Source organism: Capillimicrobium parvum (assembly GCF_021172045.1).
Lineage (GTDB): Bacteria > Actinomycetota > Thermoleophilia > Solirubrobacterales > Solirubrobacteraceae > Capillimicrobium > Capillimicrobium parvum.
Genome location: NZ_CP087164.1, coordinates 1,844,006 through 1,859,059, shown reverse-complemented (window position 1 = coordinate 1,859,059; position 15,054 = coordinate 1,844,006). Strand labels below are relative to the sequence as shown.

The 15,054-nt window shown below is 72.0% G+C and carries 17 protein-coding genes; 12 read left to right on the top strand and 5 right to left on the bottom strand.

Annotated elements, in window-relative coordinates; translation table 11 throughout:
- Positions 1–8: 8 nt before the first annotated feature.
- Positions 9–830, bottom strand: a complete 822-nt coding sequence (locus DSM104329_RS09200) for an MBL fold metallo-hydrolase (RefSeq protein WP_259315137.1) — start codon at positions 828–830, stop codon at positions 9–11.
- Positions 821–1,618 carry a class I SAM-dependent methyltransferase gene (locus DSM104329_RS09195; RefSeq protein ID WP_259315136.1) on the bottom strand — a complete coding sequence of 266 codons (798 nt, stop codon included), beginning with the start codon at positions 1,616–1,618 and terminating at the stop codon, positions 821–823. The genes DSM104329_RS09200 and DSM104329_RS09195 overlap by 10 nt, the downstream gene beginning before the upstream one ends.
- On the opposite strand from DSM104329_RS09195, the gene DSM104329_RS09190 reads away from it, so the two are divergent.
- From DSM104329_RS09190 to DSM104329_RS09165, 6 genes are all read left to right on the top strand, one after another.
- Positions 1,617–3,611 carry a methylmalonyl-CoA mutase family protein gene (locus tag DSM104329_RS09190; RefSeq protein WP_259315135.1) on the top strand — a complete coding sequence of 665 codons (1,995 nt, stop codon included), beginning with the start codon at positions 1,617–1,619 and terminating at the stop codon, positions 3,609–3,611. The genes DSM104329_RS09195 and DSM104329_RS09190 overlap by 2 nt on opposite strands.
- 164 nt (positions 3,612–3,775) lie before the next feature.
- Positions 3,776–4,756, top strand: coding sequence for an ArgK/MeaB family GTPase (locus DSM104329_RS09185; protein WP_259315134.1), 981 nt, complete (start codon positions 3,776–3,778; stop codon positions 4,754–4,756).
- Positions 4,753–4,917 (top strand): hypothetical protein, encoded by a 165-nt coding sequence (locus DSM104329_RS09180; RefSeq protein ID WP_259315133.1) that lies wholly within the window; start codon positions 4,753–4,755, stop codon positions 4,915–4,917. Before DSM104329_RS09185 ends, DSM104329_RS09180 begins: the two co-directional genes overlap by 4 nt.
- Positions 4,918–5,208: 291 nt before the next feature.
- The gene (gene moaA, locus DSM104329_RS09175) at positions 5,209–6,198 is read left to right on the top strand and encodes a GTP 3',8-cyclase MoaA (protein ID WP_259315132.1); all 990 of its coding nucleotides are present in this window, start codon (positions 5,209–5,211) and stop codon (positions 6,196–6,198) included.
- A 179-nt stretch (positions 6,199–6,377) separates the two neighbouring features.
- Complete coding sequence (locus DSM104329_RS09170; protein WP_259315131.1) at positions 6,378–6,941, top strand: hypothetical protein; 564 nt, start codon at positions 6,378–6,380, stop codon at positions 6,939–6,941.
- Between the two features lie 4 nt (positions 6,942–6,945).
- Positions 6,946–7,647, top strand: coding sequence for an SIMPL domain-containing protein (locus DSM104329_RS09165; protein ID WP_259315130.1), 702 nt, complete (start codon positions 6,946–6,948; stop codon positions 7,645–7,647).
- A gap of 8 nt (positions 7,648–7,655) precedes the next feature.
- On the opposite strand, the gene DSM104329_RS09160 is transcribed toward DSM104329_RS09165, so the two are convergent.
- Positions 7,656–8,288, bottom strand: a complete 633-nt coding sequence (locus tag DSM104329_RS09160; RefSeq protein WP_259315129.1) for an ATP-dependent Clp protease proteolytic subunit — start codon at positions 8,286–8,288, stop codon at positions 7,656–7,658.
- A gap of 23 nt (positions 8,289–8,311) precedes the next feature.
- Between DSM104329_RS09160 and DSM104329_RS09155 the strand changes: the two genes are divergently transcribed.
- Together DSM104329_RS09155 and DSM104329_RS09150 are read left to right on the top strand one after the other, a co-directional pair.
- Positions 8,312–8,698, top strand: coding sequence for an SRPBCC family protein (locus DSM104329_RS09155; RefSeq protein WP_259315128.1), 387 nt, complete (start codon positions 8,312–8,314; stop codon positions 8,696–8,698).
- Complete coding sequence (locus DSM104329_RS09150) at positions 8,695–9,018, top strand: ArsR/SmtB family transcription factor (protein WP_259315127.1); 324 nt, start codon at positions 8,695–8,697, stop codon at positions 9,016–9,018. The genes DSM104329_RS09155 and DSM104329_RS09150 overlap by 4 nt, the downstream gene beginning before the upstream one ends.
- A 4-nt stretch (positions 9,019–9,022) precedes the next feature.
- Here the strand turns inward: DSM104329_RS09150 and DSM104329_RS09145 are convergent, their stop codons facing one another.
- Both DSM104329_RS09145 and DSM104329_RS09140 read right to left on the bottom strand, forming a co-directional pair.
- Entirely contained in the window at positions 9,023–10,855 is a 1,833-nt protein-coding gene (locus DSM104329_RS09145) for a phosphoenolpyruvate carboxykinase (GTP) (RefSeq protein WP_407655878.1), read from the bottom strand.
- A gap of 124 nt (positions 10,856–10,979) precedes the next feature.
- Positions 10,980–11,516 carry a MaoC family dehydratase gene (locus DSM104329_RS09140; protein WP_259315125.1) on the bottom strand — a complete coding sequence of 179 codons (537 nt, stop codon included), beginning with the start codon at positions 11,514–11,516 and terminating at the stop codon, positions 10,980–10,982.
- Positions 11,517–11,562: 46 nt separating this feature from the next.
- Between DSM104329_RS09140 and DSM104329_RS09135 the strand changes: the two genes are divergently transcribed.
- From DSM104329_RS09135 to DSM104329_RS09120, 4 genes are read left to right on the top strand one after another with little or no spacing between them, the layout of a single operon-like run.
- Entirely contained in the window at positions 11,563–12,252 is a 690-nt protein-coding gene (locus DSM104329_RS09135; protein WP_259315124.1) for a TrkA C-terminal domain-containing protein, read from the top strand.
- Between the two features lie 37 nt (positions 12,253–12,289).
- Positions 12,290–13,354 carry an HpcH/HpaI aldolase/citrate lyase family protein gene (locus DSM104329_RS09130; RefSeq protein WP_259315123.1) on the top strand — a complete coding sequence of 355 codons (1,065 nt, stop codon included), beginning with the start codon at positions 12,290–12,292 and terminating at the stop codon, positions 13,352–13,354.
- A gap of 38 nt (positions 13,355–13,392) precedes the next feature.
- The gene (locus DSM104329_RS09125; protein WP_259315122.1) at positions 13,393–13,770 is read left to right on the top strand and encodes a DUF2294 domain-containing protein; all 378 of its coding nucleotides are present in this window, start codon (positions 13,393–13,395) and stop codon (positions 13,768–13,770) included.
- 39 nt (positions 13,771–13,809) lie between these two features.
- Positions 13,810–15,045 (top strand): ATP-grasp domain-containing protein, encoded by a 1,236-nt coding sequence (locus tag DSM104329_RS09120; RefSeq protein WP_259315121.1) that lies wholly within the window; start codon positions 13,810–13,812, stop codon positions 15,043–15,045.
- Positions 15,046–15,054 lie beyond the last annotated feature (9 nt).

Here is a 15,054-nt window from a genome sequence, read left to right as displayed (position 1 = left end):
CCTGAAGGTTAACCGGCTCGCTTGGACCAGTACCGCGCGAGGCCCGCATAGCACTGCTCGGGCGGCGCCGCCTGCTCCAGCGCGTCGACGACCGCCGGCTCCGCGCGCGCGGCGAGCCACGTGTGGTGCTCGGCGACCCACTGCGCCTCGTCGAGCTCGCGCGCCGGGCGCCCCCACGTGTCGAACCACGCCTCGAGCGCGTCGAGGTGCCCGCCCACGTCCTCGAAGACCCCGAAGTGCGTGGGCACGACGCGGTCCGGTTCCCACGAGCGGAACAGCGCGATCGACTCCATCCACGCCTCGAGGTCGATGTCGGGCGGCGGCGTCGCGCCGAGCGTCGGGCCGCCCTGCACCCGGATCCCCGCGGTGTCGCCGGCGAACAGCGTGCCGGTCGGCTCGTGCAGGTAGCCGAGGTGGTGGGAGGCGTGGCCGGGCGTCGCGGCGTGGCGGAAGTCCTCCGTGCGGCCCTCGCCGAGGATGCGGATCCGGTCCGCCGGGACCGGGCGCATCTCGCCCCACAGCCGAGCCATGTCGTCGCCGTACAGGCGCCCGGCGCTGGCCATGAGCTTCGCGGGGTCGATCAGGTGCCGCGCGCCGCGCTCGTGCACCCAGACCTCGGCGTCCGGCCACCGCTCGCACAGCGCGCCCGTCGCGCCGGCGTGGTCGAGATGGATGTGGGTCAGCGCGATGATCCGCGGCACCTCCCCGTCCAGCCCGGCCAGCAGCGTGTCGAGCGTCGATCCGGGCCCCGGGTCGACCAGCACGTCGCCGACCAGCCAGGCGCCGATGACGTGCTCGCGGCCGAGGTGTTCGAGATCGATCAGGCGCATGCCACCACCAGGTCTTGGAAGGAACGCGCGCCGAACGGCTCGCCGCGCCAGGCGCCCGGGTCGATCGAGCGCACGTCGACGCGCTCGCGCACCCACGCGACGTCGTAGGCGACCGCCTCCTCGGGCAGGTCGGGATCGGCGACCGCCACGGGACCGCCTCCAGGACGGAACGCGAGCGCGGCCCGGCCGGCCTGCAGCGCCGCGCGCGAGCCCCCGTCGAGCAGGAAGAACGTCGCCAGCAGACGGCCGCCCGGGCGCAGGACGCGCCGCGCCTCCGCGAGGTAGCGGTCGGCCTCCGGCTCGAGCAGATGCGTGACGACGCTCGCCATCAGGACGACGTCGAAGCTGTCGTCCGCGTACGGGAAGCGGTACTGGCGCGCGCTCTGGCGCCCGGACGGGTGGTAGCGCGCGTTGTGCAGGTCGGCGACCTCGAAGCGAAAGCCCGCCGGGTAGTGCTCGCGGCACCATCGGATCGCCATCTCGTTGACGTCGAAGCCGGAGTATCCGCCGGTCGTCAGGTAGCCGGCGAGCGGGCGCGCCATCCGGCCGATGCCGCAGCCGACGTCGAGGACGTCGCTGCCGGGCTCCAGGCCCGCCAGCTCGACGAGGTGGCCCAGGAACTCGTCGCCCGTCGCCACGAAGTCGCCCTCCCCCACGAACTGCAGGCGGCGCGGGGGAACGAGCGGGTCGTGGCGGCCGGCGACGCGGTCGAGGGCGTCGGCGGCGCGGAGCTTGAGCGAGGTGGCGGCGCGGCCCTGCACGAGGGCCGGACCATACAATTGACCCATGAGTCACCGCCTTCCCGAGCCGGACCGGCCGTGGATGATGCGCACGTATGCGGGCCATTCCACGGCGGAGAAGTCCAACGAGCTGTATCGCTCGAACCTGGCGAAGGGACAGACGGGCCTCTCCGTAGCGTTCGACCTGCCCACGCAGACCGGCTACGACCCGGACCACGCCCTCGCGCGCGGCGAGGTGGGCAAGGTCGGGGTGCCGGTCGCCCACCTCGGCGACATGCGCATGCTGATGGACGGGATCCCGCTCGGCGACATGAACACGTCGATGACGATCAACGCGACGGCGGCGTGGCTGCTGGCGCTCTACATCGTGGCCGCCGAGGAGCAGAGCGTGGACGCCGCCGCGCTCCAGGGCACGACCCAGAACGACATCATCAAGGAGTTCCTCGCCCGCGGCACGTACGCGTTCCCGCCCGGGCCGTCGATGCGCCTGATCGCCGACATGGTGGCCTACACGGTCACCGAGGTGCCCAAGTGGAACCCGATCAACATCTGCAGCTACCACCTGCAGGAGGCGGGCGCCACGCCGGTCCAGGAGATCGCGTACGCGATGTCGAACGCGATCGCGGTCCTCGACGCGGTCCGGGAGCGCGTCTCCGAGGACCTCATGCCGAAGGTCTTCGCGCGCATCTCGTTCTTCGTCAACGCGGGCGTGCGGTTCATCGAGGAGCACGCGAAGCTGCGGACGATGGGCATCCTCTGGGAGGAGCTCGGCCGCGAGCGCTACGGCGTCGAGGACGAGCGCGCCCTGCGCTTCCGCTACGGCGTGCAGGTCAACTCGCTCGGCCTCACCGAGTCCCAGCCCGAGAACAACGTGCAGCGCATCGTGCTCGAGGCGCTCGCCGTCACGCTGGGCCGCGGCGCCCGTGCGCGCGCCGTGCAGCTGCCGGCGTGGAACGAGGCGCTCGGCCTCCCGCGGCCGTGGGACCAGCAGTGGTCCCTGCGCATCCAGCAGGTCCTCGCCTACGAGACCGACCTGCTCGAGTACCCCGACATCTTCGAGGGCTCGAAGGTCATGGACGGCCTCGTCGAGGAGCTGCTCGAGGGCGCGCGGCGCGAGATGGCCGTCGTGGCCGAGCACGGCGGCGCCGTCGAGGCGGTGTCGTACATGAAGGCGGCGCTCGTCGACTCCCACCGCGAGCGCATCCGCCGCATCGAGGCCGGCGAGCTGACCGTGGTCGGCATCAACCGCTACACGGAGACCGAGCCGTCGCCGCTGGCCGACGGCGAGGACGGCGGCATCCTCGTGGTCGACCCGGGCGTCGAGGCCCACCAGCGCGAGGCGCTCGAGGCGTGGCGCGCCGAGCGCGACCAGGCCGGCGTCGACGCGGCGCTGGCCGAGCTGGCCCGCGTCGCCGCCGACGACGCCCAGAACATCATGCCGGCGACGATCGCCGCCGCCCGCGCGGGCGTCACCACCGGCGAGTGGTCGCAGACGCTGCGCGACGCGTTCGGCGAGTACCGGGCGCCCACCGGCGTCGGCGAGGCCACCGCGGCGCCGCAATCCGTGGAGGTGGAGCAGGTGCGCGAGCAGGTCGAGCGCGTCTCGGAGTCGCTCGGCCGCACGCTGAAGATCCTCGTCGGCAAGCCCGGTCTGGACGGGCACTCCAACGGCGCCGAGCAGTTCGCCGTGCGCGCGCGCGACGTCGGGATGGACGTCGTCTACGACGGCATCCGGCTGACGCCCGAACAGATCGCCAAGAGCGCGCTCGACGAGGGCGTGCACGTCATCGGGCTGTCGATCCTGTCCGGCTCGCACCGCGAGCTGATCCCGGCGGTGATGGAGGCGCTGCGGGCCGCGGGCGTCGACGTCCCGGTCGTCGTGGGCGGGATCATCCCGGCGGCCGACGTCCCCGCCCTCGAGGAGGCCGGGGTGGCGGCGGTCTACACCCCGAAGGACGTCGGGTTCACGCGGATCATGGGCGAGGTGGTGGCGCTGGTCGAGCGCGCGCACCGGCCCGACCCCGTGACCGCAAAGGCGTGAGGCCCTGCGGGCCCTCACCCCGCGACGCCGCAACCCTGCGAGGCAACGCATCGTGAGGCCCTGCGGGCCCTCACCCCGCGACGCCGCAACCCTGCGAGGCAACGCATCGTGAGGCCCTGCGGGCCCTCACCCCGCGACGCCGCAACCCTGCGAGGCAACGCATCGTGAGTCCCGCAGCGGGCGCCGAGCTGGCCGCGCGGCTGCGCGACGGCGACCTCGCGGCCGCTCCGGCCACCCTCAACCTGGTCGAGAACCGATCGCCCGCGGCGCGGGCCGACGTCGACGCGCTGCTGGAGGGCGTCTCCCCCGCCGCGCTCGGCGGCGAGGCCCCCGGCCACGTCGTCGGCATCACCGGGCCGCCCGGGGCGGGCAAGTCGACGCTGCTGTCGGCGCTCGTGAAGGCGTGGCGGGCGGCGGGTCGCAGCGTGGCGGTGCTCGCGGTCGACCCGTCGTCGAAGCGCTCCGGCGGGTCGCTGCTCGGCGATCGCGCGCGGATCGTCCACGACCCGGCCGACCGGGCGGTGTTCATCCGGTCCACGGCGGCGGGCGGGCGCCTCGGCGGGATCGCGCCGTCGACGCGCGCCGCGGCCGCCGCGCTGGCCGCCGCGTTCGACGTGGTCGTCATCGAGACGGTCGGCGTCGGCCAGTCCGAGACCGAGGTCGCGCACGTCGCCGACACCGTCGCGGTGATCGTCCAGCCGGGATCGGGCGACGCCCTGCAGTTCCTCAAGAGCGGGATCATGGAGGTGCCGGACGTCCTGGTCGTGACGAAGGCGGACCTCGGCGTGGTGGCGCATCGCGCGCGGCGCGACCTGGGCGCCGCGCTGCGCTCGCTCGGCGCGCGTGACACGCCGGTGGTCGCCGTCTCGTCGATCGCCCCGGTCCAGGGCGTCGACGACCTGATCGCCGCGATCGACGCCCATCGCGAGCGGCTCGACGTCGCCGCGCGGCGCCAGGCTGCGCGCCGCGACGCGGCGCTCACCGACTTCACGGTCGAGCACGGCGAACGCGGCCTGCGGTCGGTCGGCGGCGCCCGCGCGGCGCTCCGGCTGCTCACCGCGCAGCAGGCGGGGGCCGACGTCCCTACGCTGGTGCGCGTGCTCGAGGACGCGGCCGGGACGGCGGAAGCGCAGGTGGGACGGTGAAGCTCGAGAGCTGGCAGTCCCAGCTCGCCCTCATGGTGGGCGTGTTCGCGGTCGCGACGCTGCTGGCCGAGCTGTTCGGCGCGGCGAACCTCGGCGTCGCGGTGACGGTCGGGCAGCTCGCGTTCGCGGCGACCTACATGTTCCTGATCGTGAAGCGCTGACCCGCGTCGATCGCGTCGCCCCCCGTGGAGGCCGATCGCCGCGCGCGGTCAAACATTCGTCCAACGGCCCTCAAGCGGACGGACGTCCGATGGTTCGGGGCCTGTCGCGTCGGCACTCTGGATCCATGCACACGAATCGCCTGCGATCGTTCGACGGCGCCCTGATGCTCTTCGTCCTCGCCGTGGTCCTCGCCGTCGGCCTCGGGGCCAGCGGTCTGCTGTAGGGACGCGGCGCGCGCTCCGGGGCAGGGACGCCGGGCGGTTCGGCGCCGTCAGTAAGCTGTGTCACGTATGGGACGTGAACCGCTACGCGACGGGCACGGCCGCCTGATCGGCGATCTGCGCCTGTCGGTCACCGATCGCTGCAACTTCCGCTGCCAGTACTGCATGCCGGCCGAGGGCCTGCCGTGGCTCGACCGGGCCGAGGTGCTGCGCTTCGAGGAGATCGAGCGCCTTGTGGCGCTGCTGGCGCAGATGGGCGTGCGCGACGTGCGCCTGACCGGCGGCGAGCCGCTCGTGCGCCGCGACTTCCCGACGCTCGTCGGCCTGCTGGCCCCGGTGGTCGACGACCTCGCGATCACGACGAACGGGTTCCTGCTCGAGCGCGACGCCGCGGCCCTGGTCGCCGCCGGCGCGACACGCTTCAACGTCTCGATCGACTCGCTGCAGCGCGACCGCTTCTACGAGATGACCCGCCGCGACGCGCTGCCGCGCGTGCTGGCCGGGCTCGAGCACCTCGCCCAGTTCCCCGAGGCGCATCCGATCAAGGTCAACGCCGTCGCGCTGCGCGGCTTCACCGAGGACGAACTGCTGCCGTTCGCGCAGTTCGCCCGCTCGCACCCCTACGAGGTGCGCTTCATCGAGTTCATGCCGCTCGACGCCGACCGCACGTGGTCGCCCGACCAGGTGCTCACCGGCGACGAGATCCGCGCCGCGATCCACGAGCTGTATCCCCTCGAGCCCGAGCCGCGCGAGCCGCACGCGACGGCCCGTGTGTACCGCTTCGTCGACGGTCAGGGCCGCATCGGCTTCGTCAACCCGGTCTCGGAGCCGTTCTGCGGCGACTGCAACCGCATCCGCCTGACCGCCGACGGCAAGCTGCGCACCTGCCTGTTCAGCCTCAACGAGACCGACCTCCGCGGCCCCATGCGCGACGGCGCGACCGACGACGACCTCGAGGCGATCCTGCGCGATGCCGTGTGGCGCAAGGAGCTCAAGCACCACGTCAACGAGCCCGGGTTCATCCAGCCCGAGCGCTCGATGAGCGCCATCGGCGGCTAGAGAGAATCCACCGCCGTCTCACTTCCTCAGCCGGCCCCGGCGCGCAGGGCCTCGAGCCGGCGCGCACCGCCGAGTGCTCGAGCCTCGGCGAGCGCTTCCGGCTCGCGCGCGGCTGAGCGCGACCCCCGCCACGCCGCCGCGGCGCCGCGGCGACCTGGCGGGGTCGTATGCTCAACGGCATGGACGCGACGGAAGCCCGGTCCTGGCTGCGGTGCTACCGCTGCTGGTCGCAGGATCTCGAAGTGCAGGTCCACTACGAGGGGATCCACAAGATCGACCCCTTGACCGGCGAGCGCGCCGAGGTCGTCGACGAGCTGCAGGAGGCGGTCGTCCAGTGCCTGGACTGCATGCACGACCAGCCGCACCTGGGCTTCGCCGGCGGGCGCGTGGAGCCGATCGAGGACCGATGGGAGCGGATGATCGCGGGCACGCCGTGGGTCGCCTCCTGCACGGTGACCGTCGACGCCGACGAGGTCGAGACGTGCTCGGGCCCTGAGGCGGGCGACGCCCTGTCCTACGCGGCGTTCGGCGAGCACGGCACCCGCGAGTTCTTCACCCACGTCCGCTTCCACAAGCACGAGGACGACAACCGCATCACCGTCCACCTGCTCGTCGAGCTCTACGCCCGCTCGGCCGACGAGGCGACCGAGGTGCTCGAGGAGGCCGCCCGCGGGCAGCTGACGATCACGTCGCTGGCCGAGGAGTCCCGGCCCCCGGCGGCGACCGGCGACGACCGGCACTGACCTCGTGCACCGCCTCCTCCTGATCGCGGTCGCGCTGCTCGCCCTGGCGGTGCCGGGGGTGGCCGCGGCCGCTGACGCGACCACGCCGACGCTCGCCGTGCTCGGCCAAGGCACCGCGTTCGCCACGCCGGACACCGCGAACGTCGAGGCCGCCGTCGCGCGGACGGCGACGAGCCGCGAGGCGGCCCGCGACGATGTCGCGCGCAGGACCACGGCCCTGCTGGCCGCGCTGCAGCGCCTCGGCGTGCCGCGCGCGGACATCCAGACGCAGAGCATCGCCATCACGCGCAGCACCCACAAGCGCCGGCCCCGCGTGCGCTACACGGCGCGCGCCGCGCTGAGCGCGCATCTGACGAACGTCGCGCTCGTGGGACCGGTCTTCGACGCGCTGACGGCGGCGCGGGCCGACGACGTCACCGGACCGTCGTTCGGCTTCTCGAACCCGACGGCCGGGCTGCCCGAGGCCGAGCAGGCGGCGCTCGCCGATGCCCGGGCGCGGGCGGACGCGGCCGCCGCGGCGGTCGGGATGCGGGTGATCGGGGTGCAGTCGATCAACCTCGACCCGAGCTCGGTGGTGACGCCGGGCGTGGCGAGCGACAGCGCCTCGGCCGGAGCGGCGGCGCCCAAGCAGCCGACCCCGGTCGAGACGGGGCGCGTCGAGGTCAGCGCGGCCGTGGCGGTCGTGTTCCTGCTCGGCCCCGCCTGAGCGCCGGCTCAGCTCGCCCCATTGCCGTTCTTGCGCCCGTTCGCGACGCGGTCGATCAGCCCGTAGTCCGCGGCCTCCTGCGCGGTGAAGAAGCGGTCGCGCTCGCTGTCCTCGTGCACGCGCTCGATCGACTGGCCCGTGTGCTGGGCGAAGATCTCGTCGAGCCGCGCCCGCAGCGCCAGCGTCTCCCGCGCGTGGATCTCGATGTCGGTGGACTGGCCCTGGAAGCCGCCGGTCGGCTGGTGGATGAGGATGCGGCCGTTCGGCAGCGACGACCGCTTGCCGGGCGCGCCGCCGGTGAGGACGAGGGCGCCGGCCGACATGGCGATCCCGCAGCAGATCGTCGCCACGTCGGGCTTGATGAACTGCATCGTGTCGTAGATCGCCAGCCCCGCGTAGACCACCCCGCCCGGTGAGTTGACGTAGAGCTGGATGTCGCTCTCGGGGTCCTCGGCCTCGAGGTGCAGCAGCTGGGCGACGACGAGGTTGGCGATCTGGTCGTCGATCGGCGTGCCGAGGAAGATCACCCGCTCGTTGAGCAGGCGGCTGAAGATGTCGAACGAGCGCTCGCCGCGTCCGTCGGTCTTGACGACGACCGGGACCAGGTGCTGGGCGGTTTGCGCAACTGTCTGGTTGCTCATGACACCACGGTATCATGCAACCCATGAGTTGCATCAAGGAGGTTCTGCTGCCGGTCGGGGCCGACGACGCCTGGGAGGCGGTGACCGAGCCCGAGGCGCTCGAGGAGTGGCTGGCCGACGCCGTCGAGCTCGACCTGCGCGAGGGCGGCAGCGCGACGTTCGTCCTGCCCGACGGCGAGGAGCGCCGCGCGATCGTCGAGGAGGTCTCCCCCGGCGAACGCTGGTCGTTCTGGTGGTGGACCGGGGACGCCCCCGGCTCGCGCGTGACCGTCGAGCTCGCCCCGGCGATCGGCGGGACCACCGTGCGCGTCACCGAGGCGCCCGTCGGTCCGTGGGCGAGCGCCGCGGCGCCGCTCGCCGCACCCCGCCGCACGGCAACCCCCGGGCAGCGCCCGCTGACCATCGCGTGACCGACCAGGTCGACGCCGTCTTCGCCGCCCTCGGCGACCCCACCCGCCGCCGGGTCCTCGACGAGATCGGCCGTCGCGGCGGCGCCACCGCCACGCAGATCGCCTCGGACCTGCCGATCAGCCGTCAGGCCGTGGCGAAGCACATCGCGATCCTCGCCGGCGCCGGCCTGGTCGGCGCCCGGCGCAGCGGCCGGGAGACGCGCTACCGCGTCACCCCGGCCCCGTTCGGCGAGGCGATCGACTGGATGACCAGCGTCGGCGCCGAGTGGGACGAGCGGCTCGCCCGCCTGCAGCGGCTCACCGCCCGCCGCGCCCGCTGACGCGTCAGCTCAGCCGCTTCTCCAGCGCGTCGAGCTGCTCCCGCAGCTCGTCCGGCAGGCGGTCGAAGCGCGCGAAGTGCTCGTGGACCTGCGGGAGCTGGGCCTTCCAGCCCTCCTCGTCGACGTGCAGCAGCTCGGTGAGGTCGGCGTCCGACAGCCCGAGGCCGGCGGTCTCGAGCGAGCCGGGCGCGGGGACCCGCCCGATCGCGGTGTCGACCGCCTCCGCCTCGCCGTCGCAACGGCGGAAGACCCAGGCCAGCACGCGCGAGTTCTCGCCGAAGCCGGGCCACAGGAACTTGCCGTCGTCACCCTTGCGGAACCAGTTGACGTAGAAGATCTTCGGCAGCTTGCCGGCGTCGGTCTTCCTGCCGATCGCCAGCCAGTGCGCGAAGTAGTCGGCCATGTTGTAGCCGCAGAACGGCAGCATCGCCATCGGGTCGAAGCGCAGCTCGCCGACCGTGCCGGCCGCCGCCGCGGTCTTCTCCGAGCTCATGATCGAGCCGAGGAAGGTGCCGTGCTCCCAGTCGAACGCCTCGGTGACCAGCGGCACGACCGTCGCGCGGCGCCCGCCGAAGAGCATCGCGTCGATCGGCACGCCCGCCGGGTCCTCCCACTCGGGCGCGATCGCCGGGTCCTGGGCGGCCGGGGTCGTGAAGCGCGCGTTCGGGTGCGCCGCGGGCGTCTCGGAGTCGGGCGTCCAGTCGTTGCCCCGCCAGTCGGTCGCGTGCGCCGGCGGCTCCTCGGTCATGCCCTCCCACCACACGTCGCCGTCCGGCGTCTTCGCCGTGTTCGTGAAGATCGTGTTCTTCGTGATGGTGTCCATCGCGTTCGGGTTCGTGCCGAACCCGGTGCCCGGGGCGACGCCGAAGAAGCCCGCCTCGGGGTTGATCGCGTAGAGCCGGCCGTCGTCGCCGAACTTCATCCACGCGATGTCGTCGCCGATGGTCTCGACCGTCCAGCCCTCGAGCGTCGGGATGAGCATCGCGAGGTTCGTCTTGCCGCACGCGCTCGGGAAGGCGCCCGCGATGTACTTGACCTTGCCCGCGGGCGACGTCAGCTTGAGGATGAGCATGTGCTCGGCGAGCCAGCCCTCGTCGCGCGCCATGACGGACGCGATGCGCAGCGCGAAGCACTTCTTGCCCAGCAGCGCGTTGCCGCCGTAGCCGGAGCCGAACGACCAGATCTCGCGCGTCTCGGGGAAGTGCACGATGTACTTGTTGTCCGCGTTGCAGGGCCACGGGACGTCCTCGGCACCCTCGGCCAGCGGCGCGCCGACGGAATGCAGGCACGGGACGAACTCGCCGTCGGCCCCGAGCACGTCGAGGGCCTTCTGCCCCATGCGGGTCATGATCCGCATCGACACGGCGACGTACGCGGAGTCGGTGAGCAGGACGCCGATGTAGCTCTTGTCGGACCCCAGCGGCCCCATGGAGAACGGCACGACGTACATCGTGCGGCCCTTCATCGAGCCCCGGAAGAGACCGGTCAGCGTCTCGCGCATCTCGGCCGGCTCGCGCCAGTTGTTCGTCGGGCCGGCGTCGGCCTCCTCGGCGGAGCAGATGAACGTCCGGTCCTCGACGCGCGCGACGTCGTCCGGGTCCGACAGCGCCAGGTAGGAGTTCGGCCGCTTGGCCTCAGAGAGCTTCTCGAAGGTGCCGGCGTCGATGAGGACCTGGGCGAGCCGGTCGTACTCCTCCGCCGACCCGTCACACCAGTGCACGCCGTCCGGCTGTGTGAGCTCCGCCACCTCCTCAACCCAATGGACGAGTTTCCGGTGCGTCGTCGGGACTGTGGTCTCGCTGCTCACGATGGAGTCAACTCCTCGGTGCCGTGCCATGGAATGCCAAAGGAGGCTGGCTCGCGCCGCCTCCTGGGTGAGGAGACACTAACCGACCTCGCTGCCCGCGTGGACCCTCATCAGGTTGCCTTACCCCCAATCGGGGTGGGCCTACTCCACGCCGCTACTCCACGTTGCCCTCGCCCGAGGCGGGCTCGCCGGGCTGCTTGCGCGGAACGAGGACGAGGCGCTTGAACTCGGCGACGAGCAGGCCGTCCTGGTTGTAGACGCGGGTGTGGACCTTGACCGTCCCGCGGTCCTGCTTCGAGCGCGACTCGCGCTTCTCGAGGACCTCGGACTCGACGAACAGCGTGTCGCCGTGGAACACGGGCGCGGGGTGGCTGAGCTCCTCGGTCGCGAGGTTGGCGATCGCCTTGCCCGACACGTCCGAGACGCTCATCCCCAGCGCGAGCGAGTAGACGAGCGGCCCCACGACCACGTTGCGCCCCTGCTGGCTCTTGCCTGCGTACACGTCGTTGATGTGCAGAGGGTGGTGGTTCATGGTGATCAGGCAGAAGAGGTGGTCATCGGACTCGGTGACCGTCTTCGCGGGCCAGTGCTTGTAGACGTCGCCGACCTCGAACTCCTCGAGGTAGCGGCCGTAGGGATGGGCGCCGCTGGACTCACGGGCGGCCTGATCGGTGGTGAAGTCGCTGCTCATAGTTCCCACATCCTTCCGCACCCGCGGCCGGTAGCGTCCTCACGTCATGGAAGGCGTCATCGCGATCTTCGCTGCCATCGTGGTCCTCGGGCTGATCCTGCGCACCGGAACCGAGGCGCTCGTGCTGACCGGGCTCTCGCGCGACATCGCCCGCTTCCAGGTGCGCTCCGCGTTCTTCGGCGTGGGCTACACGACGGCCGAGGCGGAGACCATCGTCAACCACCCGCTGCGGCGCAGGATCGTGCAGATGCTGCTCGTCGCGGGCGCGATCGGCATCTCCGGCGTGGTGAGCTCGTCCATCCTCACGCTGGCGCGCCAGGAGGACAGCATCGTCGGGCCGCTGCTGGGACTGGTCGGCGCGACGCTGCTGCTGTGGGCGGCGATGTCGGTCAAGCCGCTGGACCGGCTGATGACGCGCATCGTGGCGTGGGGTCTGCGCCGCGCCACCAACATCGACACGCGCGACTACGACGCGCTGCTGCGCATCCACGACCAGTACTCGGTCACCCAGATCACGATCCGGCCCGATGGCATCCTCGCGGGCCGGTCCCTCGCGGAGGTCGCCCCCGAGAGCCCCGGGATCGTGCTGCTCGGGATCGAGCGGGCCGAGGGCGGCGAGTACGTCGGCGCTCCACCGCTCGACACCCGCATCGAGGCCGGCGACGTGCTGACGATCTACGGCCGCGACGACGTCCTCGCCCGGATGGGCGGGGCGGCGCCCGCGCCCCGCCGCTAACGTCCGGCGCCTTCCGACAGACCAGGAGCGACCAGCCGTGCGAAACCCCCGCGACTTCTTCAAGCCCCTCGCCATCGGTGCGCCCGACCCCGTACGTGAGATCCCGTTCCCGCCGTCGCGGATGATCCACTTCCTGGACTTCTCCAACGAGAAGATGGTCGCCAAGGTGCCCGACATCGCGCCGACGGTCGACATCCTGCTCGGCAACCTCGAGGACGCCGTGCCGGTCGACCGCAAGGAGGCCGCGCGCGCCGGGCTGGTGAAGGTCGGCCGCGACATCGAGTTCGGCGACACGCAGCTGTGGACCCGCATCAACGCGCTCGAGTCGCCCTGGGTCCTCGACGACCTCACCACGCTCGTCGGCGAGATCGGCCACAAGCTCGACGTGGTCATGGTCCCGAAGGTCGAGGGGCCGTGGGACATCCACTACGTCGATCGGCTGCTCGCCCAGCTCGAGGCCAAGGCCGGTCTCGACCGGCCCATCCTCGTGCACGCGATCCTCGAGACGTCACAGGGCGTCGCCAACCTCGAGGAGATCGCCGCGGCCTCGCCGCGCATCCAGGGCATGAGCTTCGGCCCCGCCGACCTCGCGGCATCGCGGCGCATGAAGACGACGCGCGTGGGCGGCGGGCACCCCGGCTACCAGACGATCGCGGACCCGGATCCCGAGAACCCGGACGCGCCGCGGGCGTCCTACCAGCAGGACCCGTGGCACTACTCGATCGCCCGCATGGTGGATGCGTGCACCGCGGTCGGCGCGCTGCCGTTCTACGGGCCCTACGGCGACATCCGCGACCTCGAGGGCTGCGAGACCCAGTTCCGCGCGGCGTTCCTGCTCGGCTGCGTCGGCGCCTGGTCGCTGCATCCAGCGCAGATCGCCATCGCCAAGAAGGTCTTCTCGCCCGACCCGGATGAGGTGAGGTTCGCCAAGAAGGTCATCGAGGCGATCCCCGACGGCCGCGGCGTGCACATGATCGACGGCAAGATGCAGGATGACGCCACCTGGAAGCAGTGCCGCGTGATGGTGGACCTCGCCGAGATGCTGGCCCGAAAGGATCCCGAGCTGGCCGAGGCCTACGAGCTCGAGCCGGCCGGCACGTAAGGGGTTGCCGCACGGCCCGGCCCGGGTACTGTCGCGCCATGGCCGCCATGCCGGAGCGAACCACGTCCGATCCCCACGGCGCCCTGCGCGCCGCCGTGTCGACGGCGATCGTCCAGGCGATGGCGAAGCTCTACGGCCGCGGTCCGACGAAGGCGAAGACGTACTTCAACGACGAGTACGTCTTCACCGTGCTCGAGGGCGGCCTGACGCCGAACGAGGAGCGCCTGGTCGAGGCCGGCGAGGAGCGGCTCGTGCGCCAGTACCGCCTGCGCTTCCAGGAGGTCGTCGCGGGGGAGCTGACCTCAGCCGTGGAGCAGGTCACCGGGCGCAAGGTGCTCACCTACCACAGCCAGCTCCTCTTCCACCCCTCCCGGCTCTTCGAGATCTTCCTGCTCGACGGGCCGCCCGGCGCCTGAACGTTGACCCGCCAGTCAACGCGATAGGTTCCCGGCCACATGCGCTTCTTCGAGTACGAAGCCCGCGAGGTGGTCAAGCGCGCGGGCATCCCGGTAACCGACTACGGCTTCACGACCGATGCCGGCGAGGCGAAGGCGATCGCCGAGCGGATCGGCGGGCCGGTGGTCATCAAGTCGCAGGTGCTGACGGGCGGCCGGATGAAGGCGGGCGGCGTGAAGTTCGCCGATACGCCCGAGCAGGCCGAGCGTGACGCCGCCGACGTCCTCGCCCTCGAGATCAACGGGCACATGCCGCGCGGCGTGCTCGTCGACCCGAAGGCGTCGGTCAAGCAGGAGTACTACGCCGGCGTGGTGTGGGACGGCACGCGCAAGCAGCCCGTGATGCTGTTCAGCGACATGGGCGGCATCGACATCGAGGAGGTCGCCGAGCAGCACCCCGACCACGTGGGGCGCCGGCACTTCTCGAACATCCTCCCGCTCAGCGAGTTCCAGGCGAAGCAGTGCATCGCGCAGACCGGCGTGACCGGTTCGCGGCTGAACAAGCTCGTCCCGATCCTCACGCGGCTGGCACGGCTGTTCGTCGACTACGACATGACGCTCGCCGAGATCAACCCGCTGGCCGAGATGGAGGACGGCTCGTTCGTCGCCCTCGACGCGCACATGGACATGGAGAACGAGGCCCGGCCGCGCCAGAAGGCGCTGCTGAAGGACCTCGGCGTCGGCGACGAGGAGACGCGCCAGGCCCGCGAGGCGACCGAGTTCGAGCTCGCCGGCGAGGCGGTCGACGCCCAGGACCACCGCGGCGTGGCCGGCAACGTGACGGAGTTCGACGGCAACCTCGGCCTCGTCATCGGGGCCGGCGGCGGCTCGCTGACGCTCTTCGACGCGGTGCGCAACGCGGGCGGCCAGCCCGCCAACTACTGCGAGATCGGCGGCAACCCGTCGGTCGCGAAGGCGTGCGGGCTGGCGAAGCTCGTGCTCTCCAAGCCCGGCGTGGACAAGATCGCAGTGATGATGTCGATCGTCTCCAACACGCGCGTGGACATCGTCGCGCGCGGCGTCATCAAGGCCTGCCTGGAGCTGGGCTACGACCCGGCGGAGAAGATCACGATCTTCCGGATCCCCGGGGCGTGGGAAGAGGAGGGGTTCAAGATCCTCGACAAGTACGGCGTCAAGTACGCGGACCGGTCGGTGTCGCTGCACGAGGCATCGCGGCTCGCGGTGGAGGCACTGGCGGGCACCACGCACACAAACGACCCGGCCTCCGGCCAGTAAGGAGGTCGT

What these genes read in the sequence shown, in the direction of transcription:
- DSM104329_RS09200 (WP_259315137.1), bottom strand. Translation starts at nt 830, where the DNA reads ATGCGCCTGATCGATCTCGAACACCTCGGCCGCGAGCACGTCATCGGC.
- DSM104329_RS09190 (WP_259315135.1), top strand. Translation starts at nt 1,617, where the DNA reads ATGAGTCACCGCCTTCCCGAGCCGGACCGGCCGTGGATGATGCGCACG.
- DSM104329_RS09195 (WP_259315136.1), bottom strand. Translation starts at nt 1,618, where the DNA reads ATGGGTCAATTGTATGGTCCGGCCCTCGTGCAGGGCCGCGCCGCCACC.
- moaA (WP_259315132.1), top strand. Translation starts at nt 5,209, where the DNA reads ATGGGACGTGAACCGCTACGCGACGGGCACGGCCGCCTGATCGGCGAT.
- DSM104329_RS09170 (WP_259315131.1), top strand. Translation starts at nt 6,378, where the DNA reads ATGGACGCGACGGAAGCCCGGTCCTGGCTGCGGTGCTACCGCTGCTGG.
- DSM104329_RS09160 (WP_259315129.1), bottom strand. Translation starts at nt 8,288, where the DNA reads ATGAGCAACCAGACAGTTGCGCAAACCGCCCAGCACCTGGTCCCGGTC.
- DSM104329_RS09155 (WP_259315128.1), top strand. Translation starts at nt 8,312, where the DNA reads ATGAGTTGCATCAAGGAGGTTCTGCTGCCGGTCGGGGCCGACGACGCC.
- DSM104329_RS09145 (WP_407655878.1), bottom strand. Translation starts at nt 10,855, where the DNA reads ATGGCACGGCACCGAGGAGTTGACTCCATCGTGAGCAGCGAGACCACA.
- DSM104329_RS09140 (WP_259315125.1), bottom strand. Translation starts at nt 11,516, where the DNA reads ATGAGCAGCGACTTCACCACCGATCAGGCCGCCCGTGAGTCCAGCGGC.
- DSM104329_RS09135 (WP_259315124.1), top strand. Translation starts at nt 11,563, where the DNA reads ATGGAAGGCGTCATCGCGATCTTCGCTGCCATCGTGGTCCTCGGGCTG.
- DSM104329_RS09125 (WP_259315122.1), top strand. Translation starts at nt 13,393, where the DNA reads ATGGCCGCCATGCCGGAGCGAACCACGTCCGATCCCCACGGCGCCCTG.
- DSM104329_RS09120 (WP_259315121.1), top strand. Translation starts at nt 13,810, where the DNA reads ATGCGCTTCTTCGAGTACGAAGCCCGCGAGGTGGTCAAGCGCGCGGGC.